We start from the raw sequence: 21,998 nt of genomic DNA, 5'->3' as shown, positions 1-21,998 counted from the left end.
GGCCGTAGCTTCCGGAGATAATTCCGGGCATTTCTTCCGTTTAAGCCCTGACTGTTACTCATCAACCCTCTCTGCAATAAGGAAAGCAGCACCTGACTTTATCAGGTCTCCGAATATAAACGGCAGAAATCCTACTATTGCCGCCTGAAGAACTGTAATTCCGGATGACACCGAGATCCACAGGGTTCCGCAGAAGAGAATGAGCATGGATGCAGAGACGAGCGACAATATTCTTATATTCCGGTTCTTCTTCTCATATGCAAGCCCTGCAATGAGAACTGCCGGAATAAAGGCGACCATATAACCTCCTGTCGGCCCCATCAGTACACCCGGTCCGGATGCAAACTGGTGAAAGACAGGAAGCCCCGCAATGCCGAGAATGATGTATAATACGACCGGAATTATAGCATATCTCTTCATTACAGCACCTGCAAGCAGAAGGAACAGCGTCTGAAGTGTAATGGGCACAGGGACCATCGGTATGACAATATTTGCCCCCACCGCCATTAATGCAATAAAAGCCGCTGTCTGTGTAATCAGAAGGGTTCTTCTCTCATTTCCGTACATTTTTAAAACTCTTACCTATTGTCAACCTTAATTTTGGGTGTGGTTGACAAAAAAAGATTATGATCACTGCCCGGCCGGATGCGGCAGTATCCTGAAAGCCGGAGATGTCATCGGTTTATGCATTATGCAGCTGCATAACTGATTTTTGTTTATGAAAATAGATCTAATGGTAAACCGGCGGAGCTGTTTTTGATTAATGTCTGAAAAAGTATGTTTTATTTATGGTCCGGAATGATTGCTGTAATTTTTCCGGTTCAGATCGGCGTGCAGTCGCCTGAAATCACCTTCTCTACCATCCCGTTGTCCATTTTGATAATAAGTGCTCCGTATTCATCAATATCAATGGCTTCGCCTTCAAATGTCCTTCTCGGTGTGGTTATCCTGACCCTCTTTTCAATTGTAAGTGAGAGGCTCTTCCATTCCCTTACAATGGATTCATATTCCCCGTCTTCAATCATCAGGTACCTTCTCTCAAATTCCTTCAGTATCAGTGCAAGCAGTTCTGCACGGTTGATATCATGCCCCACCTCTTCTGTTATGGATGTGATAGGTGTCCGAAGACCGCTCTGGAACTGGTCGGTCTTAATATTTGCATCAATACCTATGCCGAGAAGGCAGTAATGGATCTGATCAGCCTCTGCTGCAAGTTCAAGCAGTATTCCGGATAACTTTTTATCGCCTATATAGATGTCATTTGGCCATTTTATCAGTGCCCCTATGTTATACAGGCGCCGCACAGCACGTGCCACGGCTATTGAACCTGCCATTGTGACAAAGAAGAGCCTGTCAATGGGTATTTCCGGTTTTAAAATAATTGTTACCCATATCCCGCCTTCAGGTGAGAACCAGGCCCTGCCAAGCCTGCCCGTACCTCCGGTCTGCTCCTCAGCAATTATGACAGTTCCGTTTATATCAGCCGGATCTTCCTTTATGCAGAGATCTTTTGCAATCCAGGTTGTGGACGGAGTGCTCTCAAAATAACTGATCTTCCTGCCGATAAAGTCAGTCTTTAAAAATTTTGAAACTTCGTGCGGGAGAAGTCTTTCTGAAGATTTTTTCATCAGATAACCTTCCGCCCTTGACGATTCAATCTCATATCCAAGTTCTTTTAACTCATTAATACACTTCCATACGGCAGATCTTGTAATTCCAAGTTTTTTACTGATCTCTTCACCTGATATGGAAGTCTGGCTTTTCTCAAGAATTTCCAGCACTTTAAATGCAGTTTCGTTCATTAAAATTACCTTTTCGCTGCGGTCTGTTCATCAGGAAGGGGGCAGGGGTCCATTCCGCAGACCTGCTTTAAGATCACTGACTGGTGCTCCATCAGGGTTGCAAGGTCAAAGATTCCTGTGATATCAACCACACCTATTGCCGCGACAGCTTCATTGCTTCCGTTCCTGACCGGAGCAACGATTACAGGCACACCTTTGTACTGGCCGGTTAAAGGGGTGGTCTTCAGCAGGCTGTTTGCTTTCATAGCCTCTTCGAGCACAGGGCCTGAATAGTCGTCATCAATTACATTCCCCTCTTCTATTCTGACTCCTCTCTTATTTCGGGATCTTGCGGTTGCAGGCAGCCCTGTTATCCTGTGTACAGCCATCGCAACCGGCAGAATATCAGCTGAATCAGAATCTTCACTAATTCTGTTTTTGTTCAATGTTTAATCCTCCACTAACTAAAATAAGCCTTATTTAAAATAAAATTTCCGCCTCTGCGGAGCAGAATTTTTTCAGAAATTCCCTGGATGGGAATTCGTGTATTGATGTCACGAGATAATGACCTTCACCATATTCTTCAGCAATCAGTACCGCTTTTTTATCCGTTGTCTCTGCGACCGGAAAGCCGGCATAACCTGAGAAATAGCCGTCCATCTCAAGATTGGTAATATCGAAGTCATCCATTACCGAAGAGAACTGATTGTCCTTTCTGACCTGAATTCCGGATGAGAAATACTCATAATTATATTCAAGCTCAAAAGGAAGCCAGTTATATGCTCCCGGCTTATCAGTCATAGCTCCGAAGACGAGAATATTGCCGCCTCTCTTCACAAATTTTTTTATTCTTTCTGAAGATGCCCTAAGGGCAGGCAAAAGTCCGGAATAGACCGGATTTCCAAACCCTGTAGGGACAATTACTGCGACAAAATTTCCCCTGAAAAACGGTGCCGCCATAAGCTGCGGCGTTACTGCTTCACAGTTAATCCCGCATTCTCCAAGATATCTGTGTATATATCCTTCACAGTCCCATGCTATTCCGGCTTTGGATTTCATCCCTTGATAACTCCCATAGGTGTAAGTTTTGCAACCTTCAGTGACAGCCCGGCATTGTGCACAATTCTTACCACTTCACTGCTTGATTTATAGGCTTTTGGAGATTCCTCTGCAATAACTTTGTTACTTGTGGCCCTGACATATACACCCTTTCCGGCAAGCTCCTCTTTTATTTCTGCTCCCTCACTGCTCTTTTTTGCCTGTGATCTTGACATAATGCGACCCGAACCATGGCAGGTACTTCCGAATGTGCATTCCATCGCTTTCTCTGTCCCTTTAAGGACATATGACGGAGTGCCCATGCTGCCCGGAATAAGAACCGGCTGACCTGTACTCTCAAGCTCAGGGGGGAGTCCGGGAGATCCCGGGCCAAAAGCCCTTGTAGCACCTTTCCTGTGCACACAGAGTGTCTGCTTCTCCCCGTCCACAATATGCTCCTCGAATTTTGCGACATTGTGCGTCACATCATAGACGAGCTTTATCTCATCATATTCAATATCAGGTGATTTGCAGATGATCTCCCTTACAAGGTGGGTTATTATCTGCCTGTTGGCCCAGGCATAGTTTGCAGAGGCTGCCATTGCAGAGAGATATGCCTTCCCTTCAGGACTCTTCAGAGGTGCACAGGCGAGCTGACTGTCAGGGAGCTTAATCTTATATTTTTTTGATGCTGCCTCAAGGTCTTTCAGATGGTCAGTGCAGACCTGGTGTCCAAGTCCTCTTGAACCGCAGTGGATCATTATACAGATCTGATCCATAACAAGACCGAACTTCTCTGCTGCTTCATCATCAAAGATCTCATCCACCGACTGTATCTCCAGAAAATGATTGCCTGAACCAAGCGTGCCGCACTGCGGCATTCCTCTCTGCCTTGCTTTCCGGCTCACATATTCAGTATCGGCACCGCCCAGGCATCCTCCGTCTTCGCATCGTATAATATCGTCTTTAGTACCGTAACCGTTGTTTACAGCCCATCCCGCACCCTCCAGCATGACATCTTCAAGCTCTTTTTCAGAAAGCCGAAGAGCGCTTTTATTTCCGACTCCTGTCGGTACCGTATCAAAGAGCTGATTTATAATGCCCTTAATTCCGGAAAACTCAGCCTTTTTTACCGGAAGGGCTAAAAGCCTGACACCACAGTTAATATCAAAACCGACACCGCCCGGAGATATCACTCCCTCCTCCATATTAAATGCCGCAACTCCGCCTATGGGAAATCCGTATCCCCAGTGGACATCCGGCATTGCAAGTGAATATTTAACAATTCCAGGCATTGTAGCGACATTTGCAAGCTGTCTGACTGCACCCTCTTCAAGACTCTCTGAAAGGGTATCAGAGAGATAGAATTTACCGGGAACTCTCATCTCCGGGACAAAACCTCTCTCAATTTCCCATTCAAATTCGTTTATTCTTCTTATTCCGTCAAGCATTTCTATCTCTCTCATCAGACATCAAAAATTATGTCTGTGTAATAAGTCCCTTCTTTATTAATAATATCCATCTCTGATCTTGATATCCCTTTTATCTCCGTGCCTCCGGCATGAATATCACTGTTAAAACTCTCACCTTTTATCTGTGCAGAGATTATATAGCCGCTGTCAGACTTTTCAACCGAGATTGAAGCATCAGAAAAGACAATCCCGTCAACTTCGGCTATGAAGAGAATTTCAGATAAAAAATCTGCGAGAAGTGATTCGGGAGATGCTGCTTCAAGAGATATCTCCCTTGAAATGCCGGCATATTTCCGTGAATCAAACATCAGGGTGAACATTGCTTTGGCAGCAGATGTGAATAATTCGTCATATGTTGTGCCGGAGCACCTGAACATATAATCTGCGGTGTGGTCTATCTCTTCAAAAGGCATTTTATATCAGTTAATCTTTGGAAAGGACTCTAAAAATAATCAGAGTATTTCGGGACCATATTCATATCTATCCTGTCAATATACCTTGCCTGATATACTGATATATACAGAGTATAGTCGCCCACCGGAATCTCAAGGTCGGATGATTTGGCGGGTTTTACCATTGTTGATAATATAATCGGTCCGCCGCATGATGTACATACCCTGAAATCGCACCTGCGGTCCATAATATATCTTTTAACTTCATCAGAAACGGAAATATAATTTTTAGATAAATCTGCTGTTTCAAAAACCATTTCCATATTATTTGAAACCGGGTTTAAAAAAGTTTTGTAATAGTTCAGGTGCCCGCGCCAACTACACGCGCCACCAGATCGGCATACTGATCTTTCAGAACATACTGCGTCTGATCATTGTCTCTTGCTTTAATTATATGGAGGATCCCCATCTTAGAGGCGATAATTCCAATCATTGATGCAACAGACTGATAAGATATCGCAAATCTCTCTTTAAGCTTATTATGTGTATCCTCGACAGTCACTGATTTGACCTTAACGAAGATATTCAGCAGCTCACGACGTATGCCGTCTTTATCCCTGGAAAGATAATTTTTGAGACGTTTTTCAATCTCCTTTTTTAGATCAGCCGCTGACCTCATAAATGGTTTATTTGGCTGAATTGTATTTATACTTTTCTTAAATTTATAACGATCTTTAATATTTGCTGCCCGCCTGTTGCAAAAAAAATAACACCTGAAAATTTATTATTATACCAGTAATTTATTATTTCTCTCAAATATCAGGGAATCCGGGATTATTTAATTATCTCTTATAAATACCAATGTTTATTCATTTAAAAGACAAAAAATATTCATGGGTAAGTTTACCTACGATATTAACAGGTATGAACCAAAGCAGATGGTTGCACTCCCTGCGGGTCTGTTTATTATATCTGTTCTTTTTCTGGCATTCAATTTTTTTACTACCGGAATGCCGATAGAACCGGGTATTGATTTTGCAGGAGGTATTTCAGTGACCGTCTTCTCTGATGACTCAAAGGAGGATATTGAGAGTTATTTCTCAGGTTATCCGCTCCAGAGTGTCGGGGAAAGCATAAACAATGGTTATTACATCGTCTTTCAGAATATGGGGGATGATGAGTTCAGGGATTTGACTGATCATGTCATCTCAAAATACCCTGAGGCAAAGATCGATCAGATCGGTGAAACATTCGGAAAAACATTGCAGGAGCAGGCGCTGTGGGCAGTTATCATCTCCTTTATTCTGATGGCAATTGTCATATTTGCGGCATTCAGAAATTTTGTCCCTTCAGTGGCCGTTGTGATTTCCGCGCTCTCAGATATTATAATTACTGCTGCAATTATGGATGTTGTCGGGATAACTCTCTCACTTGGGACAACCGCAGCACTTCTGATGCTCATCGGTTATTCGGTTGACAGTGACGTTCTTCTTACAACGCGCCTCCTGAAGCGCAAAGGCAAACTTGAGGAGAAGATGTCCGGTGCGTTCAGAACCGGAATTATCATGACCAGTACAACATTCACTGCCGTTTTTGCGATGTTTATCGTTTCGGCTATAGGGAATGTTGTTATAATCAGGGATATATCAGCAGTGCTTCTCATCGGACTTGCCGTTGATGTTATGAACACCTGGATGCTCAATGCAGGGCTTCTTAAATGGTACATGACCAGAGGTGGAAGGAAATGAGTGATGAAGACAGTACTTTAAAGAAAATATTTTCAGACTGGCGTGTTATTGCCATGGTTCTGCTTGTCATCTTTTCAATTGCAAGCATATACATCCTGCCGCCGAATTTCGACAACGGACTTGAGGGCAACCTTCAGCTCGGACTTGATCTCGAAGGCGGTTCGTGGATACAGCTCTCCTTTGATTCTGAGGTAGTGCGGTTCTCATCCGATATGACTGCCGGTGAGTTTGCCGGTGAATTATCAAAGAAGATCGATGCTGAGGTGATCCCGTTCAGTGCGGACCAGATTGAAATCCGGAAACAGATCTCTGAGGCTGAACTCCGCAAAATCTTTGACGAACTCGGCGCTCAGATAATATCCTACGATCAGGGCGTCTCTCCTGAGACAGCGGACGATGTCAAGAGAATTCTTGAGGATAAGGTAAACAGTCTAGGTACAAAGGACGCAAAGATCAACACCATCGCAGGAATGAACGGCATAGTCCACTACATGAGAATTGAACTGGCGGGCACCGACATTAAGACCGCACAGGACATTGTCAGTTCCCAGGGTAAATTTGAGATAAGAATTCAGACCGATGGTGAGGAGACTGACCATGTTCTCTTTGGAAACAGTGTCACAAGCGTCTCAAGGCCTCAGCAGTCACCTCCGGGGAGCGGCAGCTGGGGTGTTGCATTCACACTTGATGACGAAGGTGCGGCTGCATTCCGTGCATCGGCAATAAAATACGGTGCTGTGAGCAATCCTGAAGCTCATGAACTTCTGATGTACCTTGACGGAGAAGAGGTCTATCATGCTCCTCTGTCAACAGATCTGGCTTCCAAGCTCATGAAAGGGACAGTCCGTGATCTCAGTGCTTCTACCGGAAGCGGTGAGGAAAGTCTTGAAGAAGCTCAGAAACTTGAGATTCACCTGCGTGCCGGTGCACTTCCGGTTGATGTCAGCATTGCCGGTTCAGGATCAGTCCCTGCTGCGCTTGGTGACTACTTCAAGATGGTCTGTATTATTGCAGGAATTCTGGCACTTATAGCAGTCGGAGTCACTGTATATTTCCGCTATCATGAACCTTCAATTGTCCTTCCGATGGTAATGACAAATGTTGTGGAGATAATAATTCTGCTCGGAATTGCACGATATATCCAGCAGCTTGATCTTGCAGCTATTGCCGGTATCATTGCAGTTTTGGGTACGGGTATTGATCAGCTCATCGTCATCACTGACGAGGTGCTGCATGAGGGTCGTGTACCATCTCCCAATGTCTATCTGAAGCGCTTAAAGAGGGCACTTGGAATAATACTTGTTGCCGCGGCTACGGTAATTTTTGCAATGCTTCCGCTGATTGTGATGGATTTATCCTCACTCAAGGGTTTTGCAATCGTTACAATACTTGGCGTTGTAATTGGCGTATTAGTCACAAGACCGGCGTATGGAAAGATAATTATGGCAGTTTTGTCAAAAAAGCCGTCATAACCTGAATCTGACAAATAAAAAAATTTATATCCTTTTTTAACTCTCTTCTTAAAAAGAGGTAATTGAATAATGTCAAAACCAATTTTAATGGATTTTTTTGCTGAATGGTGTGGTCCGTGTAAGATGCAGACTCCTATTCTGAATGAATTAAAAAATCTCATGGGTGATTCTGTAGAGATTAAGAAGATTGATGTTGACCAGAATATGGAACTTGCAGTGAAGTACGGCATACAGGTGGTTCCTACTCTTGTAATAGAGAAAGACGGCAAGGTTGAGCACCGCCTTGAAGGCGTAACCCCTCTTGAAACCCTCAGGGCCTTTCTTGAGAAACTGATCTGAATTAATTATTTTTATTTTATGCCGGATGAATATTATAATTCACAGATCCTGGGAATAATATCTATTTTTGATGAGGAGTTCGGTGATATTGACTGGTGGCCTGCCCTCCCTCAGGAGATCATGGCCGGGTCAGTCCTGACGCCTCAGACAAAATGGCAGAATGTATTAAAGGCCTTAAATAATCTGAAATCATCCGGAATATACACCTTTGAGGATATAGCCAAAGCTCCGGACGGGACTATACAGGAGTGCATACGGTGCACAGGATTTTACAGGATGAAGACGGAGCGCCTGAAGGCATTTGCCGGATTTTTCTGTGAGAAGTCGTCCCTTCCGGAGTACTGGGAGAGAGAGGATACTGAAGCGATAAGAAGAGACCTTCTCTCGGTAAAAGGGGTAGGCAAAGAGACGGCAGACAGCATTCTCTGTTATGCCCTTGCAAGGAACAGTTTTGTGATTGACTCCTATACTGAGAAGATCTGCCAGTGCGCCGGAATTCCGCTCAAAAAAGATGACCTCAAAGAGGCGGTTGAAAGGGTAATCCCGCAGGATAATTCTTTTTATAAGAAATTTCACGGGTGGTTTGTAGAGTACGGAAAAAAATACTGTAACGAGAGGAAGTGTGAAAATTGCGCAATACTGAATTTAAAGAGACAGGGGTGAGGCTTTTTTCAGAAGGCCTTGTCGGCGGGAATTTTGGTAATATAAGTGTACGCGGTGTTTCAGATGACGGCCGGGATGGTTTTTTCATAACATCGTCCGGTTCATACCTCGATGAGGAGGATGACCTTAAATTTGTGGACATGAAAGGAAATCCGGATACAGGGGCATCGAGTGAATGGCGTGTTCATCACCGGATATACAGCAGATCGCCGGAAATATCTGCGATAGTGCATGCCCATCCTGCCATGTCGGTTGCAGCCTCTTTTTACTATGACGAAATTATCCCTAACGACAGTGAGGGAAAGATGCTCTGCCCGAAAATTCCGGTCAGGACCGGAGAACCGGGCACAGAAGAACTTGCAGAGAATATAGCCTCTGCAGTCAGCATATCTCCGGTGGCGATTGCCAGGGGGCACGGGACATTTGCCTGTGCCGGGACTCTTAAAGAGGCCTATCTTCTGACATCAATTGCTGAGCATGCATGCAGGGTGATCTATTACATGGGCGGATTTGGCGGCCGGAGCCTCTGAATCTCATCCCTCATCTCCCTGTTGAATGATACAAGCATATCGGCTATAACTCCGAACATGAAGATCTGAAACCCCATAACAATAAGAAGTACTGTCAGAATTGCAAGTTCTGTATGTGTGATACTTGCAAACCAGTCGATTACGACATATATGCCGATTAATACTCCAAGAACTGCAATGATAAACCCTATAAATCCGAAATAAAAGATAGGATTGCTCACTCTTGCAAGCTTAAATATTGTTGATATTATCTTTGCGCCGTCTTTGAACGGGTGAAGCTTTGTCTCGGTTCCCGGCCGCTTCAGATATGATATCTCAACTACTGAGATCTTCTGGTCATTTCTTACGGCCTCAACCGCCATCTCGGTCTCGATCTCAAAACCTGCCTCTTTCAGCTTCATTCTTCTTATTGATTCTATATCAAATGCCCTGTAGCCGGAGAGGATGTCAAAGAGATATGTGCCGTGCGCCACTTTGAAGAGATAATTTATGACCTGGTTTCCGTAGAGGTTTAAAGTACTGAGCGCCCCCTTTTCAAAATTGTTGAGCCTGTTTCCTATGACATGCTGAGAGCCTTCAAACAGCGGTTTTAACATATTCTCCGCTTCTTCCGGAAGGTAAGTCCCGTCCCCGTCCAGCATCAGTATATATGGCCTGTCAAAATATTCTATTGCTTCAATTATTGCATTGCCTTTCCCTTTTGAATCCTGTATTATTACTTTTGCTCCGGCATATTCAGCTATTTCAGCAGTGTTGTCACTGCTTCTGCCGTCAATTACAAGAATATGTTTAAACCCGTTTTCTCTGAAGGTTCCAATCAGCCCGCCTATTGTCGGCCCTTCATTAAGAGTGGGGATGAAGATGCAGACCTCATCCTTGTTTATTTCCATTAGGTAAATTATTTAATAATCTCATTTTATAAGACCTTTCATGAATACTGCGAAATCCGGCATAAGAATTCTTGGTGTTGCTGAAAGCACTGTGAGGGGCGCGGGCAGATCTGTTGCCTGTGGTATTGTTATGAGGAGGGATCTCATTGTGGACGGGATCTGTTACGGCAGCATAACGGTTGGGGGATATGACGGAACAGAGTCTGTAGCTGATCTCTTCTTCTCTCTGAACAGAAGTGATATTAACTGTATAATGCTCTCCGGAGCAGTCGTCTCGTGGTTCAATATCATAAACCCCGATGACCTTGCCGATAAGACCGGACTGCCGGTAATTGCGGTGACTTACGAGGATTCCAAAGGACTTGCTGAGGATATTGCACGTCATTTTCCGGGTGACAGCAGGAGAATGGCTGAATATGAAAGGCTTGGCAGAAGAACTCCTGTTGATCTGAAGACCGGTTACCGGGTTTTCATCCGGACGTCCGGTGTGGATATAAGAGATGCCACTATGATATGTAACAGTATGACTCTTCAGGGAAGGATACCTGAACCGCTCCGTCTTGCCCGGATAAGTGCAAAAAGCTGCTTTGATTTCCTCAGCCGGAGGTATATGGTATAATATGCTGTATATAATATTTCGATGACCCTGCCGGGATTGAGTCGGCGTCTCTTCAGTTCAGAGTATATGTATCACTCGATATAACATCGGTACTTTCTCCGAAATAAAAGTCAATTTGTACTACATCTCCGGGGCGGATGCTTTTATCCGAGAGGTCAAGTGAGACCTTCTCCCGCGTGCACCAGTAACTGTTACGGCACCCTGAACCGCCCATTGTCTGCACCCCGAAATGATGTGTAGATATGAAATCATGCCCGTTGAAGGTCTCAACCGGACATACTTTATCTCCACGGCTCAGGTATATATCGGCAGAAAGCAACCTGTTGTCGTACATATTAATTCCGGTATTTCTCAGAACAATCATGCTGTCATAATCAGGTTCAGCCGAATATATTTCCATAATTTCAAATATTACCGGCGGTTCATCTTCCGGCTGATAATAATCAAGCTCGGGAATCATCAGAAGTACAAGAGCTGCAAGAATCATTGTAATTAGTACCAGCAGTATATTGGCTGTTACTTTGGAATTTGCATCCTCAGAAATAAATACGGCTCTCAATAAAAATCTATTTAGAAGAACTATTAAAAAAAGTTATTTATATTATTCTGATTTTTCCTGGTAATCTTCAATAGCGAGCTGGTACATCCAGTCCATGAGGTAAGGGCATTCCTCAAAACTGCATTCTTCTTCGCAGCCTACACATGGTAGAAGTTCTCCGCCGGCCATTATAAGGTCAGGATTTAAAATTTTCTTCTTCTGCCTCAGGCGGTATGTTTTGATTCCGTCTGATTTATGTTCAAGTCTGTCAATCTTTTCGCTGTCCAGCAGTTTTTTAACTATCCTTGAGCATTTTCTGCTGTCTATCTTAAGCAGTTTCCATAGCTCACTCTGGAGCACGCCCTCCGGACTATCCACAATAAGCTTTAAAGCCTGATCTTCAATTTCCAATTGGCAACCCTTCCATCACTTAGATTTCAGGAGCAATTGTTAATATGTTGCTGCCCCTGATAACGACTGTACCAAGATTCCTGCCCCTCTCATCATTTATATATTCAGTGGCCTGATCCATATGTATATTGAGATGTTCATCAACGGCGGCTAATACTCCCTTTAATTTCCGTCCGTCATCTTTAATCTCAACATTAATTCTGGATTCAGTCAGGGCATAGACTTTTTTTATGGGCAATACAATGCTGTTTACCATCTTCCTTTATATTCGGTTGTATAATTATTAATAATTTCCATGAACCGGTTTTTAAGTTCATCTTAGTATTCCGGATTTTCCTGCAATTCCGGAAAATAAAATATTACGGGTAAAAAATATCCGGATTAATTGCGCGGCATAAAAAAATGGGTGTGATTATTTTTACACGACAGCAGCCAAAAAATTCCGGGTTACATCGATTCAAGTTTGCTGATTAAACCTGCACTGCCGACATATATAGGTGTTTTATGATCTGCCTTTTCCGGTTTTACCGTCAGTAAATTTGTGCCACCGTCCGATACTGCACCGCCTGCCTGTTTTGCGATGAAACCAATCGGGTTTGCCTCAAATACAAGTCTCAGTTTTCCCTCCGGTTTTTTATCTGTACCGGGATAGCAGTAAACTCCGCCGTATTTAAGCACCTGGTGGAAATCTGCAACAAATGAACCTGAATATCTGAGCTTACCGCCGTCCTCTTCTATCTCTTCTATGAATCTCTTATGTTTAAGTGTCCATTCCTTACGAAGTGCACCGCTGCCGTAAATTTTTCCTTCCGGCATTTTAACCGGGCCGTCAAGCATTATATATCTCTCTTCCCCGTCCATTGCAAAGACATAGACTCCTTTTCCAACCGTAAGGACAAGCACAGTCATAGGGCCGTACAGCATATACATGGCAGCCGCTAAATCTTCACCTCTGTTCAGTGCTCTTCCGTTGTCATATATGCCGATGATAGTTCCTACACACAAATTGACCTGTATCAGTGAAGAACCGTCAAGCGGGTCCATTACAACGGCGTAATCAGCTTTTGCATTCTCAAATTTCAATATTTCGGGCTGCTCTTCTGAGGCAAGCTCCTTTACAAGAGAGGATTTTTTTAAGACGTTTATCAGATGTTCATCAGACCAGACATCAAGTTCTGCCTGGACCTCCCCTGATTTATTTTCCGTCCCTGCGTAAGACTGGTTTTCAATAAATGCGTTTCTTATTGGAAGTGCCTGCTTTGAGATCAGAACTATTAATTCTTTTAAATCCTCTGCAACCTCTGCCGAATCAAGATAATTTTCAAGCGTTATCATATTCTACTCCTCCGGAACATTTCGAATTCAAATCTTTATTGAACCGGAGTCTATTAAATTTATGCGTAAAGAAAATGTGCCTGAACCAAAATATGGTGGGTTGGAGCACATACGCAATATTGCCGATTAGGAAATGTCCGGACGACCCTCTGGTAGCTGGCGAAAAAAAGGTATATTTTCTGAATTGTCACTGAAGTCTGGCAGATAATTCTAAAACTCCGTTTCTGGAACGGAATTTTAATGTCTCCTTTTTTAAAGGAGGAATTTTAACGATCTCCTGATACTTTGTCTCTTCCGGCAGGGAGGTGATTATCATATTTTCACCGTCAAGTGATACTGCGGTGTTTGAGTTGTCTGCTCCGGGAATTTCAGCATATACAATGATTTCATCCCCGTTTTTATGGATTTCCGTGTGAAAACCCCTTTCTGTTTCAGAGAGTGCCTTTGCCGGTGAATCACCCTCTATGTTGTTTTCGCAGTCTCTGCTGCATCCGTCCCTGCTGTTTTCGATATTAACGGGCAGACTGCCACCAGTGATAGTTATGGAAAAGCCAACCTTTGATGGCATCTTTCCGCTTTTTATCGCTGATTCTATGGTATCTCTGATGAATTCGTATAATTCATCTCTGTTGTCTTCATTTTCTCCGGGCATTTTAAACACCTCCGTTACCGGGTTTTGGTTTACCGGTTTTCAAGCAGCTCTTCAAGTTTTTCTGTGAGTTTCTGAATCTCACTGAAATTTTTCTTTGGCGCATAGACCATTCCTGAGAGTTCTTTGGAGATTTTTGTGATCTCATCTGATTTATCTCCGTACTCTGCTCTCTTCAGTAACGATGCTGCGTTCTCAAGCTCTTTTCTCTCATCATAGCCATATATTACAGGCCATGCTTTTCTTTCATACTCCTCAATCGAATCTTTGTCAAGTGTCCCCTTTACTCTCTTAAGTGCATCTTCAAAGTGCTTCTTTGTAAGTCTTACATTGGCAAGGGCATCGGCTTTCTCTTCATCTGATCTTTCTGCCATTGCTGCAATAAATTCACGCATTGCACCAAGTTTTGCTTCCCTTACTATCATCTCAATGTCTGCACCGACAAACCCTTCTGTCTTCTCCACAAGTTCTTTCACACCGATGTCGGTTGCAAGGAGATCTCTGGCATCTTTGAGATATACTTCAAATATCTTCTCTCTTCCTGTAATGTCGGGAGGTGGAACGTATATAATCCTGTCAAGCCTGCCCGGCCTCATCATTGCCTCATCAAGCATATCCGGACGGTTTGTCGCTCCAAGGACTATTACATCCTTTAATTCCTCAAGGCCGTCAAGTTCAGTGAGTATCTGGCTTACAACACTCTCTGTGACGTGGGATGATTCCTGGTATGAACCTCTCTTTGGAAGCAGGGCATCAATTTCATCAAAGAATATGATGGACGGTGATGCCTGCCGCGCTTTTCTGAATATGTTCCGTACGCCCTTCTCGGATTCACCTACCCATTTTGAGAGCAGTTCCGGCCCTTTTACGGATATGAAGTTTGACTCGCTCTTGTTTGCGATTGCCTTTGCAAGCATTGTTTTACCTGTTCCCGGCGGCCCGAAGAGCAGTATGCCGCTTGGCGGTCTGGTTGTGAACTTTTCAAAGATTTCGGGGTACTTCAGGGGCCATTCCACCGCCTCTGTCAGTTCTTTCTTGACCTCTTCAAGACCGCCGATGTCTTCCCATGATACATTTGGGATCTCAACCAAAACCTCGCGCATTGCCGAGGGTTCGACATGTTTCAGAGCTTCATCAAAGTCGGCCCTTGTGACTTTAAGTCTCTCAACAATCTCAATTGGGATGTCTTCTCCGGTTTTAAGAGATTTCAGCTCTTCCCTTAAGGCATGCATTGCAGCCTCCTTTACCAGGAGTGATATATCTGCGCCCACAAAACCGTGAGTGACACTTGAGAATGGATCAAGGAATTTTTTCCTTTTGATCTCACTTTCAAACTTTTTGCCTTCCTCCTCTCCGTATTCTGCGAAGGTTTTAGATAGCTCCTGGCCTTCTTCCTTAGAGATCTCAATATCATCAAGGTCAAGCGGTACGCCTCTTGTGTGCACCTGGAAGATCTCAAGCCTGCCTTTTCTGTCCGGAATTCCGATCTCGATCTCACGGTCGAATCTGCCCCCGCGTCTCAGTGCAGGGTCTATACTGTCGGGAAGGTTTGTTGCGGCGATGACGATAACCTCGCCTCTGCCCTTAAGGCCGTCCATTAATGCAAGGAGCTGTGCAACAACTCTCTGCTCAACTTCGCCCTTTGTCTCTTCCCTCTTTGGAGCAATTGAGTCGATCTCATCAATAAAGATGATTGTAGGGGCATTTTCCTGCGCCGATTCAAAGACTTCCCTTAATTTACCTTCACTCTCTCCGTAGTATTTGCTCATAATCTCCGGGCCGGAGAGTGTTATGAAGTTTGCATCCACTTCATTTGCAACCGCTTTTGCAATCAGGGTCTTTCCGGTACCGGGCGGGCCATAGAGCAGTACTCCTTTTGGCGGCTCTATGCCGAGTCTTTCAAAGATTTCAGGGTGCCTGAGCGGGAGTTCGATCATCTCGCGTACCTGATCCAGCTCTCTGCCAAGTCCGCCTATATCCTCATAATGGACATTTGGCACGTCCTTTTTGCCCTCACCCTCCTTTGGTTCGTATGGAGTCTCCTTTATCTCCACGACTGTATCCGGGCCGACAATTGCAACCCCGCCGGGTTTGATCTTTGATATGACAAATGTCAGGGCATTGCCCATGATATTTACGCGGAATACCTGGCCCTGGTAAACCGGTCTGCCGGCAAGAAGCCTTGTCATGTACTGCTCGCCGCCCCTGAGCGCTACAGGCTGGGTCGGGTGAATTACAATTTTTTCTGCGTACTTTGCCTCTACCTTTTTTATGGTTACCTTCTCGTCAATTCCTGTCTGGATGTTGCTTCTGAGATTTCCGTCTATCCTGATTACGCCCCGTCTTGTATCATGTGAAAATCCGGGCCATACCATCGCGGCTGCTTTTTTCTTTCCGGAAATTTCAACTACATCTCCGCTTCTCAGGTCAAGTGCCTGCATTATGTCAATGCTGACTCTTGCAATCCCCCGTCCCGCATCCTCATGTGCGGCCTCTTTTACTGTAAGTTCTGGTGAATGTGAATCTGTCATAATTATTACCTCCGTAATCTATCTTCACCATTGGTTAGTGCCAATACTATTTAAATGTTTCTCGGGTTGAATTTCCCCAAAAAGTCTCTGTGGTGGGAAATTATCTGATTTAAGCTGAAATATCCTTTTAAAGATGAACTCTTGCTGATTTTACTCTGGTCTGTTATTGGACCGATTTTTTTGATTTATCTTAGTTGTGCACCTGATCTCTGCAACTGCCGGTTTTACACCGTAAATTTCCCTTTTTTTGGATTAACTGTTAATCAGAGTATGATGATATATATTTTTTTGCCTGAAAAAAAGTATAATGTAGTTTTTCTGATTTTGGTATGAAATTAATATATTTTCACTGCCCGCATATAAGGCTGAATATCTCATTCATTGTATCAAGCTCATACTGCCCTTCTGCTGCGGCTTCACCTGAATGACAGTACACAAATTCCGATCCGAAAAGCGGCATAATTACCCTTGCCCAGTAATATTTACTCCCCATGATGCTGGTAATTACCGGTTTTTTGGAATATTTACAGTTCAGCGTAAACTGCGCAAGTCTCAGGATGTCTTCTGTACTGCCCGGTGTGACAACAATCTTTGGCAGGTCTCCATAGCTTCTGAGTTCATCATCTGTATGTTTCAGTTCATCATCACCGGGCATGTAGCTCAGATGTACTGATGATATTACCTCAGTTCTCTCTTTAATTTTCTCTGAATGCCCGGAATATTCCCTTTCTATATCGATATAGTCTGCAATTTCTGTCCAGGGTGAAACAAGGCTCAGCCATTCCTCCCGGCTTCCTGAAAATTTTCCTCCTTCCTTTACACTCCTGACAGTTGCGATAACCGGGGCATTGTGCTTATATCTCCCATCTGAAAAATAACTGATGAAATCCTCTCTTTCACTTCTGTCGCATAAATCAAGTCTTATCTCGATATAGTCTGCACATTCTGCCTGTTTTAGATTCTCCTCTGAAAAAGAGGTCAGCGATAATGCGGTCCTGGGTGTCATCTTTATAAACATTATATTTCTGTAATGATAATTAATCTGGTTCAGCTCATCCCTATCATATCTGTCAATTGCTGTATGGCCGGCGAAATGCCGTTACTTTCTTCTGTTCCATCTCAGCAGACTTATGGGATCATACTGAAACTTTCATGCTTAATCAGATAAAAAATTATTCAGACCGGTGATTTTTTGAAGGTAAATTTAGGCGGATTTGTTCCATTAAGTACAGTTGACTGGCGCGGAAAGTCAGTATGTGTGGTCTTTCTCAGAGGTTGTCAGGTCAGATGCCACTACTGTCATAACAGGGAAATACAGTCCGGGCAGGATTTCAGGGATACAAAAGAGGTCCTTGAAATGATTAAAGAGTCTTCACTGGTTATATCGGGTGTTATCTTCTCCGGGGGAGAGCCAACAATGCAGAAGGATGCATTAATTGAGATGGCGAAGGGATGCCGGAAGATAGGCCTTAAAGTTGGTATCCAGACCAATGGCGGCTATCCTGACACCTTAAAGGAGATGATCAGTGCCGGACTTCTTGACCTTGTTCATCTGGATATTAAGACAAGATGGGAGCATTATCCCCTCCTCTTAAAGGTGAACTGTGATGTTGTAGGGCAGATAAAAGAGTCTTTTAAAATCTGCAAAGATGCTTATCATTCGGAAAAACTGCCTGAACTTGAGATTGCGGTAACATTATTCCCGGGTCGGGAGGACGATGCAGTATATATTGCCAGGGAAGTTGACGACGATATTGACATAGTCCTTCAGCAGGGCGTTGATGGAAAAATTCCTCCTCTTCAGTTTGAGGACTTAAAGAAGATTGGTGATAAGATAAGGAGAAAGGTCAGGATTCAGACGAGGGAGGATGGTGAGATCGCCTATGAAAACGGCAGGATTTTAATTGCAGACTCAATTCCACTGACTGATATTCTCCAGGCAAGAAGGAATTACTGAATGTGCCACAGTCAGAAATTGCGCCTGAAATGCAGAATGTCCAATAATATCATAAATGTTTAAATGAAAAATAATATAGGATTTTTAATAAATGGATTTTTAAAATTACAGGATGTTTGATATGATAGTCATAGGAGTTGTTGGCCTTCCCGGAAGCGGTAAGGGTGAGTTTTCAAATATTGCAAAAAAAATGGGCATACCTGTTATTGTGATGGGTGACGTGGTAAGAAAGGCCCTTGATGATGCAGGGCTTAAAAGAACGGACCGGAATATGGGTGAGATGTCCAGACACCTCCGGGCGGGTCTTGGAATGGATGCCCTTGCAAAACTGACAATTCCGGACATAGAAGATAAAAACAGTGACCTTGTGGTTGTTGACGGTATAAGGGGAGATTCCGAAGTGGAACTGTACAGGGATCATTTCGATAATTTCTGCCTTGTTTCCATTGAAAGCTCATTTGAATCAAGGCTTAAGAGAATGGGCACAAGGGGCAGGTCAGATGATACTGCCGATGAAGAATCGCTCAGGAAACGTGACGTGAGGGAGACCGGATGGGGTCTTGGCCGGGCTTTCAGGATGGCGGATTTCCGGATTGAAAATGAAGGTTCTCTTGACGATTTTTCTGAAAAGGTCGTTCTAACCATTGAGAAAATCAGGGGCAGGGTATGAAAAATCCCCTTTATTTTGCCTCTTCCGGGAAGATCTGGGCGGCTATAGAATGGATATATGGGATTGAGGATAAGGGCTATGACGGCTGGGAGATCTCGGCTGAAGGTAATTACAGGCTCGATGTAAGGGAATCAAAAAACAGGATCGCTGAAACACTTGGCAGCACAAATCTTTCAGTATCTGTCCATGCACCATTTTCAGATTTAAACCTCGCCTCGTTAAATTATCCGATATACCGGGAGTCAATCCGCCAGCTTCAGGAATGCGTAATAAATGCAGCAGATTTTACTGACCGCGTGACTATCCATCCCGGATATATGTCTCCGGCTGCAAAACTTCTCCCCGGAAAGGTGTGGGACCTCCATAAAGAGGCCCTCACAGAGATTGGAAAAACTGCATCAGACTGCGGGGTGCTGGTATGCCTCGAAAACATGCCTGATATTCCCGACTTCCTCTGCAGATTTCCGGATGAGATATTCGGCATGACTGAGGGTATTGAGGGCATCGGGATAACTCTTGACTGTGGTCATGCAAATACTACCGGAACACTTGACAGATTTTTAAAAGATCTCGGCAGAATGTCACATCTGCATATTCACGACAATAACGGTAAGAGTGATGAACACAAGGCAGTCGGAGACGGAACTATAAACTGGGACAATGTATTCTCTGCGATAAAAAGATCAGATTATAAGGGAATATGTGTAGTTGAAGGGAGAAATATTGATGAAGCGGGGAAGAGCTTTGAATTTATCAGGAGGAATGCATTATAGCGGGTGAGACACTTCAGGTATATTTTCTCGGCACTGCGGGTGCACTTCCGACAACCAACAAAAATCCCGCCTGTTTTATGGTGAGGCGTGGTTCTGATACCCTGCTGTTTGACTGCGGTGAAGGTGCACAGCAGCAGATGATGAGGGCAAGGACAGGTTTTACTGTCGATGCGATCTTCATCTCACACTGGCATGCTGACCATTATCTTGGTATCTGCGGGCTTGTGCAGACGATGTCTTTCAATGGCAGGGAAGATCCGCTGACGGTTTACGGGCCCTCCTGGATATATGAATTTATTGACTATGTCGAAAAAATCTCAAAGACCAGGCTGAATTTCCGTATCATTCCCTCTGAGCTGAGACATGGTTCTGTTGTACCGTTTGACGGCTATACTGTGCGTGCATATTCGTCAGATCACGGAATGCCCGGACTTGGATATATTCTTGAAGAGGATATGCGCCCCGGAAAATTTGACCGTGAAAAGGCGATAGAACTTGGTGTTAAGCCCGGCCCTCTCTTTGGAAGGCTTCAGAGAGGGGAGAATGTTGAGGCTGAACTTCCTGACGGTGAGATTAGAGTTATCCGCCCGGAAGATGTTATGGGTCCTGCGCGTTTTGGGAGGAAAGTTGTCTATTCCGGAGATACAAGGCCGCAGACAGATGGTGAATGGGTTAAATGGGCCAGAGGTGCAGATCTGCTCATCCACGATGCAACATATGACGATTCTGAGAGGAAAAGGGCTGCGGAGGTATTCCATTCCACGGCAGGTGAGGCAGCAGAGGTTGCAGAAGCGATATCTGCCCGGATGCTGGCTCTTGTTCATATAAGCTCACGGTATACCAAAACAGCAACTCATATACAGGATGCAGAAAAATACTATAAAGGCACTATAATCTCTCCGGATGATCTGGATATGATTGAACTGCCTTTCAGGTGAATAAAATGACAGGTGAAGGTGATGAATCTCCGTACGGCAGTAGACTTTGGATACTGCAGGATGATTCTGACAGGTCTCCTGGCATTGCTTATTACGGCATTTGCAGCTACGGCCGCAGGTATTTATTTAGGCTCGGTTAGAGAGCTTCTTGCATTAATTCCGGGTCTTATTGTTCTGGTTCCGCCTTCTATCAATATGCGGGGCAGTGTTACCGGTGTCTTAACTTCACGGCTTGCCTCTTCAATGCATCTTGGTGAATTTGAGATAGATTTCTCCAAATCCAGTGTGCTTGGCTATAATGTTCGCGCATCCCTTTATGTCACAACTGTAATTGCATTTCTGCTTGGAATTGTCGCATATGTGATCACTTCCTTCTTTGGACTGGAAGGTATAACACTGCTCGATTTTGTTTTAATATCGGTCATATCCGGAATTTTATCCGGGTTTCTCGTAACCGGAATTTCGATACTGATCACAATTGTAAGTTACAGAAAAGAGATTGACCTTGACATGATCGCGTCTCCGGCAGTCACAACCTCCGGTGACATTATAACCCTGCCTGCGCTTATGATGACAGCGATGCTTGTCATCTCTCTTCCGTATGAAGTAAAGTATATCGCCGGGATCGCTGTTCTTCTGATCTCGTTATTCTGTTTATTTATGTCATTTAAGAGCAGTGTTGACATAGCTGAGATTACAAGGGAGATTCTTCCCCTTCTCGCCATTCTTTCGGTTGTCGGAACTTTTGCAGGGATTACTTATGCAGTGGATATGGAGGAACTGATTGCATTCTCAGTTTTTCTTGTATTAATCCCCCCTTTCACCGGCGGCTGCGGTTCAATAGGCGGAATTTTATGCTCCAGGCTCGCAACCGGAATGCATATGGGAGAGATACCGTACAATTCTAAACCGGGAAAAGAGATCTTTGGTTATTTTTCTGTAACTTATCTGTACGCTGTAATTCTGCTTCCTTTAATGGCTGTAATTGCCCACTATTCTGCACTGCTCTTTTCAATGGATTCACCCGGACTTTTAATTATTATTGAAATCAGTCTTATTGCGGGCCTGATTGTTGTGACTTTTGTAAATCTGATCGGCTATGCAACAGCAGTCTTCTCATTTAAGAAAGGTTTTGATCCGGACAATTTCGGCATTCCTGTCATCACCAGTTTTATTGATCTCGCCGGTGCGACCATGCTTGTAAGCGTTATTAATTTACTTCTGTAAGGCAGATAATATAAATAATCAATAA

Annotated in this window: 27 protein-coding genes; 11 read left to right on the top strand and 16 right to left on the bottom strand. The window is 44.0% G+C overall.

Features of this window, described 5'->3' with window-relative positions; genetic code table 11:
* Positions 1–54 precede the first annotated feature (54 nt).
* The 8 genes from METLIM_RS09390 to METLIM_RS09355 form a co-directional block, all read right to left on the bottom strand.
* Positions 55–567: a biotin transporter BioY gene (locus METLIM_RS09390; protein ID WP_004078024.1), complete on the bottom strand. Its 513-nt coding sequence runs from the start codon at positions 565–567 to the stop codon at positions 55–57.
* 254 nt (positions 568–821) lie between these two features.
* The gene (locus tag METLIM_RS09385; protein ID WP_004078023.1) at positions 822–1,802 is read right to left on the bottom strand and encodes a biotin--[acetyl-CoA-carboxylase] ligase; all 981 of its coding nucleotides are present in this window, start codon (positions 1,800–1,802) and stop codon (positions 822–824) included.
* A 5-nt stretch (positions 1,803–1,807) separates the two neighbouring features.
* On the bottom strand, positions 1,808–2,227 hold the full coding sequence (locus tag METLIM_RS09380) for a DUF2111 domain-containing protein (RefSeq protein WP_004078021.1): 420 nt from the start codon (positions 2,225–2,227) through the stop codon (positions 1,808–1,810).
* A gap of 34 nt (positions 2,228–2,261) precedes the next feature.
* Complete coding sequence (locus tag METLIM_RS09375) at positions 2,262–2,840, bottom strand: hypothetical protein (RefSeq protein ID WP_004078020.1); 579 nt, start codon at positions 2,838–2,840, stop codon at positions 2,262–2,264.
* A complete protein-coding gene (locus METLIM_RS09370; protein WP_048146316.1) occupies positions 2,837–4,270 on the bottom strand; it encodes an RtcB family protein in 1,434 nt (477 codons plus the stop codon). The genes METLIM_RS09375 and METLIM_RS09370 overlap by 4 nt, the downstream gene beginning before the upstream one ends.
* Before the next feature lie 14 nt (positions 4,271–4,284).
* Complete coding sequence (locus METLIM_RS09365; RefSeq protein WP_004078017.1) at positions 4,285–4,704, bottom strand: archease; 420 nt, start codon at positions 4,702–4,704, stop codon at positions 4,285–4,287.
* A 29-nt stretch (positions 4,705–4,733) separates the two neighbouring features.
* Entirely contained in the window at positions 4,734–5,006 is a 273-nt protein-coding gene (locus METLIM_RS09360) for a hypothetical protein (protein ID WP_004078015.1), read from the bottom strand.
* 38 nt (positions 5,007–5,044) lie between these two features.
* The gene (locus METLIM_RS09355; protein WP_004078013.1) at positions 5,045–5,362 is read right to left on the bottom strand and encodes a DUF2551 domain-containing protein; all 318 of its coding nucleotides are present in this window, start codon (positions 5,360–5,362) and stop codon (positions 5,045–5,047) included.
* A gap of 214 nt (positions 5,363–5,576) precedes the next feature.
* Here METLIM_RS09355 and METLIM_RS09350 point away from each other — a divergent pair, with 214 nt between their 5' ends.
* The 5 genes from METLIM_RS09350 to METLIM_RS09330 all read left to right on the top strand — a co-directional run bounded on the left by METLIM_RS09350 (position 5,577) and on the right by METLIM_RS09330 (position 9,435).
* Positions 5,577–6,431: a protein translocase subunit SecF gene (locus METLIM_RS09350; RefSeq protein WP_004078011.1), complete on the top strand. Its 855-nt coding sequence runs from the start codon at positions 5,577–5,579 to the stop codon at positions 6,429–6,431.
* Positions 6,428–7,903, top strand: a complete 1,476-nt coding sequence (locus METLIM_RS09345) for a preprotein translocase subunit SecD (protein WP_004078009.1) — start codon at positions 6,428–6,430, stop codon at positions 7,901–7,903. The genes METLIM_RS09350 and METLIM_RS09345 overlap by 4 nt, the downstream gene beginning before the upstream one ends.
* Positions 7,904–7,972: 69 nt before the next feature.
* Positions 7,973–8,242 carry a thioredoxin gene (gene trxA / locus METLIM_RS09340; protein WP_004078007.1) on the top strand — a complete coding sequence of 90 codons (270 nt, stop codon included), beginning with the start codon at positions 7,973–7,975 and terminating at the stop codon, positions 8,240–8,242.
* A 120-nt stretch (positions 8,243–8,362) separates the two neighbouring features.
* Complete coding sequence (locus METLIM_RS09335; RefSeq protein WP_245543519.1) at positions 8,363–8,905, top strand: endonuclease III domain-containing protein; 543 nt, start codon at positions 8,363–8,365, stop codon at positions 8,903–8,905.
* Positions 8,872–9,435 carry a class II aldolase/adducin family protein gene (locus METLIM_RS09330; protein ID WP_004078003.1) on the top strand — a complete coding sequence of 188 codons (564 nt, stop codon included), beginning with the start codon at positions 8,872–8,874 and terminating at the stop codon, positions 9,433–9,435. Before METLIM_RS09335 ends, METLIM_RS09330 begins: the two co-directional genes overlap by 34 nt.
* Here METLIM_RS09330 and aglJ read toward each other — a convergent pair.
* Positions 9,402–10,325 carry an S-layer glycoprotein N-glycosyltransferase AglJ gene (aglJ, locus tag METLIM_RS09325; RefSeq protein WP_004078002.1) on the bottom strand — a complete coding sequence of 308 codons (924 nt, stop codon included), beginning with the start codon at positions 10,323–10,325 and terminating at the stop codon, positions 9,402–9,404. The two genes, METLIM_RS09330 and aglJ, sit on opposite strands and share 34 nt — an antisense overlap.
* A gap of 40 nt (positions 10,326–10,365) precedes the next feature.
* Between aglJ and METLIM_RS09320 the strand changes: the two genes are divergently transcribed.
* On the top strand, positions 10,366–10,944 hold the full coding sequence (locus tag METLIM_RS09320) for an endonuclease dU (RefSeq protein WP_004078000.1): 579 nt from the start codon (positions 10,366–10,368) through the stop codon (positions 10,942–10,944).
* A 52-nt stretch (positions 10,945–10,996) separates the two neighbouring features.
* On the opposite strand, the gene METLIM_RS09315 is transcribed toward METLIM_RS09320, so the two are convergent.
* The 7 genes from METLIM_RS09315 to METLIM_RS09285 all read right to left on the bottom strand — a co-directional run bounded on the left by METLIM_RS09315 (position 10,997) and on the right by METLIM_RS09285 (position 17,414).
* Complete coding sequence (locus METLIM_RS09315; RefSeq protein WP_048145810.1) at positions 10,997–11,431, bottom strand: hypothetical protein; 435 nt, start codon at positions 11,429–11,431, stop codon at positions 10,997–10,999.
* A 114-nt stretch (positions 11,432–11,545) separates the two neighbouring features.
* Positions 11,546–11,893, bottom strand: coding sequence for a helix-turn-helix domain-containing protein (locus tag METLIM_RS09310; protein WP_004077996.1), 348 nt, complete (start codon positions 11,891–11,893; stop codon positions 11,546–11,548).
* Positions 11,894–11,912: 19 nt separating this feature from the next.
* Positions 11,913–12,149, bottom strand: coding sequence for an LSM domain-containing protein (locus tag METLIM_RS09305; RefSeq protein WP_004077995.1), 237 nt, complete (start codon positions 12,147–12,149; stop codon positions 11,913–11,915).
* A gap of 191 nt (positions 12,150–12,340) precedes the next feature.
* Positions 12,341–13,228, bottom strand: coding sequence for a class 1 fructose-bisphosphatase (locus METLIM_RS09300; RefSeq protein WP_004077994.1), 888 nt, complete (start codon positions 13,226–13,228; stop codon positions 12,341–12,343).
* A gap of 187 nt (positions 13,229–13,415) precedes the next feature.
* Positions 13,416–13,880 (bottom strand): hypothetical protein, encoded by a 465-nt coding sequence (locus METLIM_RS09295; RefSeq protein WP_004077992.1) that lies wholly within the window; start codon positions 13,878–13,880, stop codon positions 13,416–13,418.
* A 29-nt stretch (positions 13,881–13,909) separates the two neighbouring features.
* Positions 13,910–16,408 (bottom strand): CDC48 family AAA ATPase, encoded by a 2,499-nt coding sequence (locus METLIM_RS09290; protein ID WP_004077990.1) that lies wholly within the window; start codon positions 16,406–16,408, stop codon positions 13,910–13,912.
* Positions 16,409–16,754: 346 nt separating this feature from the next.
* Positions 16,755–17,414, bottom strand: a complete 660-nt coding sequence (locus METLIM_RS09285) for a type I 3-dehydroquinate dehydratase (protein WP_004077987.1) — start codon at positions 17,412–17,414, stop codon at positions 16,755–16,757.
* Positions 17,415–17,600: 186 nt separating this feature from the next.
* Between METLIM_RS09285 and METLIM_RS09280 the strand changes: the two genes are divergently transcribed.
* The 5 genes from METLIM_RS09280 (at position 17,601) to METLIM_RS09260 (ending at position 21,973) form a co-directional block, all read left to right on the top strand.
* Positions 17,601–18,365, top strand: coding sequence for an anaerobic ribonucleoside-triphosphate reductase activating protein (locus METLIM_RS09280; protein ID WP_004077985.1), 765 nt, complete (start codon positions 17,601–17,603; stop codon positions 18,363–18,365).
* Positions 18,366–18,486: 121 nt separating this feature from the next.
* A complete protein-coding gene (locus METLIM_RS09275) occupies positions 18,487–19,035 on the top strand; it encodes an AAA family ATPase (RefSeq protein ID WP_004077983.1) in 549 nt (182 codons plus the stop codon).
* The gene (locus tag METLIM_RS09270; RefSeq protein WP_004077981.1) at positions 19,032–19,808 is read left to right on the top strand and encodes a sugar phosphate isomerase/epimerase family protein; all 777 of its coding nucleotides are present in this window, start codon (positions 19,032–19,034) and stop codon (positions 19,806–19,808) included. Before METLIM_RS09275 ends, METLIM_RS09270 begins: the two co-directional genes overlap by 4 nt.
* Positions 19,805–20,746, top strand: a complete 942-nt coding sequence (rnz, locus tag METLIM_RS09265) for a ribonuclease Z (protein ID WP_004077971.1) — start codon at positions 19,805–19,807, stop codon at positions 20,744–20,746. The genes METLIM_RS09270 and rnz overlap by 4 nt, the downstream gene beginning before the upstream one ends.
* Before the next feature lie 21 nt (positions 20,747–20,767).
* The gene (locus tag METLIM_RS09260; protein WP_004077969.1) at positions 20,768–21,973 is read left to right on the top strand and encodes a magnesium transporter; all 1,206 of its coding nucleotides are present in this window, start codon (positions 20,768–20,770) and stop codon (positions 21,971–21,973) included.
* The last annotated feature ends 25 nt before the right edge of the window (positions 21,974–21,998 follow it).

Source organism: Methanoplanus limicola DSM 2279 (assembly GCF_000243255.1).
Taxonomy (GTDB): domain Archaea; phylum Halobacteriota; class Methanomicrobia; order Methanomicrobiales; family Methanomicrobiaceae; genus Methanoplanus; species Methanoplanus limicola.
Note: the sequence above shows the minus strand (reverse complement) of the source record. Positions and strands in the feature narration are given on the sequence as shown.

Bases quoted from the DNA above. Each gene is read 5' to 3' on its own strand.
- aglJ (WP_004078002.1), bottom strand. From the start codon at position 10,325: ATGGAAATAAACAAGGATGAGGTCTGCATCTTCATCCCCACTCTTAAT.
- METLIM_RS09300 (WP_004077994.1), bottom strand. From the start codon at position 13,228: ATGATAACGCTTGAAAATTATCTTGATTCGGCAGAGGTTGCAGAGGAT.
- METLIM_RS09290 (WP_004077990.1), bottom strand. From the start codon at position 16,408: ATGACAGATTCACATTCACCAGAACTTACAGTAAAAGAGGCCGCACAT.
- METLIM_RS09305 (WP_004077995.1), bottom strand. From the start codon at position 12,149: ATGGTAAACAGCATTGTATTGCCCATAAAAAAAGTCTATGCCCTGACT.
- METLIM_RS09375 (WP_004078020.1), bottom strand. From the start codon at position 2,840: ATGAAATCCAAAGCCGGAATAGCATGGGACTGTGAAGGATATATACAC.
- METLIM_RS09295 (WP_004077992.1), bottom strand. From the start codon at position 13,880: ATGCCCGGAGAAAATGAAGACAACAGAGATGAATTATACGAATTCATC.
- METLIM_RS09335 (WP_245543519.1), top strand. From the start codon at position 8,363: ATGGCCGGGTCAGTCCTGACGCCTCAGACAAAATGGCAGAATGTATTA.
- METLIM_RS09315 (WP_048145810.1), bottom strand. From the start codon at position 11,431: ATGATTCTTGCAGCTCTTGTACTTCTGATGATTCCCGAGCTTGATTAT.
- METLIM_RS09390 (WP_004078024.1), bottom strand. From the start codon at position 567: ATGTACGGAAATGAGAGAAGAACCCTTCTGATTACACAGACAGCGGCT.
- METLIM_RS09355 (WP_004078013.1), bottom strand. From the start codon at position 5,362: ATGAGGTCAGCGGCTGATCTAAAAAAGGAGATTGAAAAACGTCTCAAA.
- METLIM_RS09275 (WP_004077983.1), top strand. From the start codon at position 18,487: ATGATAGTCATAGGAGTTGTTGGCCTTCCCGGAAGCGGTAAGGGTGAG.
- METLIM_RS09370 (WP_048146316.1), bottom strand. From the start codon at position 4,270: ATGCTTGACGGAATAAGAAGAATAAACGAATTTGAATGGGAAATTGAG.
- METLIM_RS09350 (WP_004078011.1), top strand. From the start codon at position 5,577: ATGGGTAAGTTTACCTACGATATTAACAGGTATGAACCAAAGCAGATG.
- METLIM_RS09270 (WP_004077981.1), top strand. From the start codon at position 19,032: ATGAAAAATCCCCTTTATTTTGCCTCTTCCGGGAAGATCTGGGCGGCT.
- trxA (WP_004078007.1), top strand. From the start codon at position 7,973: ATGTCAAAACCAATTTTAATGGATTTTTTTGCTGAATGGTGTGGTCCG.
- METLIM_RS09360 (WP_004078015.1), bottom strand. From the start codon at position 5,006: ATGGAAATGGTTTTTGAAACAGCAGATTTATCTAAAAATTATATTTCC.
- METLIM_RS09345 (WP_004078009.1), top strand. From the start codon at position 6,428: ATGAGTGATGAAGACAGTACTTTAAAGAAAATATTTTCAGACTGGCGT.
- METLIM_RS09260 (WP_004077969.1), top strand. From the start codon at position 20,768: ATGAATCTCCGTACGGCAGTAGACTTTGGATACTGCAGGATGATTCTG.
- METLIM_RS09385 (WP_004078023.1), bottom strand. From the start codon at position 1,802: ATGAACGAAACTGCATTTAAAGTGCTGGAAATTCTTGAGAAAAGCCAG.
- METLIM_RS09365 (WP_004078017.1), bottom strand. From the start codon at position 4,704: ATGCCTTTTGAAGAGATAGACCACACCGCAGATTATATGTTCAGGTGC.
- METLIM_RS09320 (WP_004078000.1), top strand. From the start codon at position 10,366: ATGAATACTGCGAAATCCGGCATAAGAATTCTTGGTGTTGCTGAAAGC.
- METLIM_RS09285 (WP_004077987.1), bottom strand. From the start codon at position 17,414: ATGACACCCAGGACCGCATTATCGCTGACCTCTTTTTCAGAGGAGAAT.